Source organism: Stieleria sp. (assembly GCF_041595215.1).
GTDB classification, from domain to species: Bacteria; Planctomycetota; Planctomycetia; order Pirellulales; family Pirellulaceae; genus Stieleria; species Stieleria magnilauensis.
Genome location: NZ_JBFHKV010001075.1, coordinates 1 through 2,901 on the forward strand (window position 1 = coordinate 1; position 2,901 = coordinate 2,901).

Here is a 2,901-nt window from a genome sequence, read left to right on the forward strand (position 1 = left end):
CAAGGTGATCGCGTGCTGTGGCAAAAGGAATTGGTCGACACCCCGCTGCAAGTCATCTGCTTCATGCTCGATCCGAGCGGCGAAGTGCTGATCGTCGGCTACGACGGCACCATTCTGCGGTTGCAGCCGAATCCGATCACCGAGGCCAGTCAGTCGTTTCCGACACGACTCAGCGAGACCGGACTGTTCGCCGACGTTGAATCTCTCACGCCGGCCGCGGGTGTCGTCGAGTACGAAATCAGTGCCCACCATTGGGCCGATGGTACCCAGTCCCGACAGTGGATCGCGATCCCCGGCGACGAACAACTGACGCTGTACGATCGAGACGATTGGCAGACCGGACAACTGGCGGGGCGATTCAAGTTCCCAGCCGATACCGTCGTTGCCAAAACCGTCACCTACCGCACCGATCCGAGGGACCTGGCGACCGAGCGGCGTTTGGAGACCCAGGTGCTGCATTTGCTCGGCGACGAATGGCAAGCGTACAACTACGTTTGGAACGACGATCAAACCGACGCCGTGCTGCAAGATGACGTCGCGTCCGAACGCACGTTGACCATCAAGGACGAACGATTTCCCGGCGGCATGCGCACCCAAACCTGGCGTCACGCCAGCCGCAGCGAATGCCTGCTCTGTCACATCTGGGCAGCCGGTGGCGTCCACGCCTTCTGGCCGGAACAATTAAACATCGGCTCCCTGCAAGACAACCAGCTGACCCGTTTGACCAAGCTGGGACTGTTTCGTGATCCGGTTCCCGCGAAACCACCGATCGCATCCCCCCATGATCCATCCCAACCGATCCAGGACCGGGCACGATCCTACCTGGCACTGAACTGTTCGACTTGTCATCGCAAGCAAGGCGGCGGGACCGCCAACTTCAACTTCGAGGTGACGAAGTCATTGGAGTTCAATAATTACCTTGACGAACCACCGGCCCAAGGCACGTTCGGCATTCCAGACGCTCGCGTCGTCGCACCGGGCGATCCGCACCGCAGCGTGCTGCTTTATCGTGCTCTGAAAACCGGCCGAGGACACATGCCACAATTCGGATCCAACGTGATCGACGTCCAAGGAGTGACGCTGCTGCGCGACTGGATCGCCTCGATGAAGGGCGGGGACAGGACCGATGACGTCTCCGAAGCGATCGCTGACTTGGCATTGGATGACGACTTCGACCGCAAATTGGACCATCGGCTGCAGTCGCCCGGAGCAGCGTTGGAATTGTCGCTGGCCTGTGCCCAACTGTCTGCGGCCAACGAACTTCGAAGTGCCATCGTTCAGCGAGCAACCCAGAGTGACGATCCCCTGGTACGAGATTTGTTTGAACACTATCTCCCCGAAGACCAGCGTGTCACCCGTTTGGGCGCGACGATCGACGAAGAGACACTGTTGGCGATCGAGGGTTCCGCCGAGCGCGGCAAGCACTTGTTCGAGCAAGCGAAGGACGTGAATTGCCGACTTTGTCATCGCATCGGAGCGATCGGGCAAAACGTCGGCCCCGACTTGAGCGGCATCGGAACCCAAATGACGCCCGGAGAATTGTTGGCCAGCTTGGTGCGTCCCTCGGAAAAGATCGATGCCAAGTACCGCGCTCGAAAGGTGTTGACCGGCGACGGCGAGGTGTTCGTCGGGATCGTCACCGAGGAGACAGCGGAACAATTGACGATGACCGATGCGACCGGGAAATCACGAACGCTAGCGGTCGATGAAATCGAGTTGATGGAACCGTCGGCAAAGTCGGTGATGCCCGACCAATTGCTCTCCGGCATGACGCCCCAGCAAGCCGCCGACCTGTTGGCCTATTTGAGATCGCAGCGCACGATCGGACCGCTGCAACACAAGTCGGCGATCGTTCGACGCACCCGCCAACCGGTCGTGATCGATGGACGACGTGACGAAGCCGCCTGGGCATCCGCGCCATCGGTCGGCGAGTTTGTGTTCACCTGGTGGAACGAAGGCGATGGACCGCGGCAACCCACCGACGCCAAACTGTTGTGGGACGATCAGTTCCTCTACGTTTCGTTCCATTGCACCGATCGCGATGTCTTGGCGACGCGGACCGAGCGCGACAGTGACGTGTATCGCGATGATTGCGTGGAGGTGTTCGCGTCACCCGAGATCGATCACCCAGAAAACTATTTCAACCTCGAAATGAACGCGCTCGGAACCCAGCTGGACAATTATCGTCCCGAAGGTAAAAACCCCGACGATGAATGGAACCCGGATGGTATTCGATGCGCGGTCGTCGTCGACGGAACATTAAACGATTCGACCGACACCGACCGTGGCTGGACCTTGGAAGTCGCGATTCCATTCCGGTTGTTTCAACACGTCTTACCATCCGGTCGCCCCGAGGTCGGCGACCGCTGGCGGTTGAACCTGAATCGGTTGGAAGGCAACATGGCGGTTAAAAGCCAATGGTCACAAGGCGACCGTAATTTCCCACGCTTCCACCACCCCGACTACTTCGGCTTTGTCGAATTTGTTGAGTAGAGCGTGGGCGAGGCATCCGCGTTTGCGATTCGCGATTGTGGATCGCAAGCTGGAAGCGTACGCCACTGCGGATCATCCGTTGGTCGGGATAGCCAGCACGGGACAGGGTGCGTGACGGACGACTTTGTCGGTCGTCGTGCCACGAAAGACATCCAAGAATCCGTGAGCGCCGTCGGTCACCATGGCGATCAGGTTGGCTTTGGTTTCGCTGGCCAGCGCGATGATTTCAGACGCCGGATCGCCCGCCGGGACCACCTTCTGCTCGACTCGCCAGGGGCCCTCGGGAATGTTGACGTCGGGCATGGACGTCGAGCCGACGTGGAACAGCGTCAACGTCGCGTTCTCGCTTCCCAGCGCCGAGATCGCGCGCAGCCCGCGTTCGATGGCCTCGCTGGAATGCGGCGTCTG

Annotated in this window: 2 protein-coding genes; one reads left to right on the forward strand and one right to left on the reverse strand. The window is 59.9% G+C overall.

The genetic code is table 11. The features are described 5' to 3' along the window. Window positions 1-2,493: carbohydrate-binding family 9-like protein (locus ABX749_RS28175; RefSeq protein WP_372898961.1), on the forward strand; the 2,493-nt coding region annotated here is incomplete at its 5' end. A gap of 72 nt (window positions 2,494-2,565) precedes the next feature. On the opposite strand, the gene ABX749_RS28180 is transcribed toward ABX749_RS28175, so the two are convergent. Further along, a partial coding sequence (locus ABX749_RS28180) for a universal stress protein (protein ID WP_372898962.1) occupies window positions 2,566-2,901 on the reverse strand: 336 nt, incomplete at its 5' end.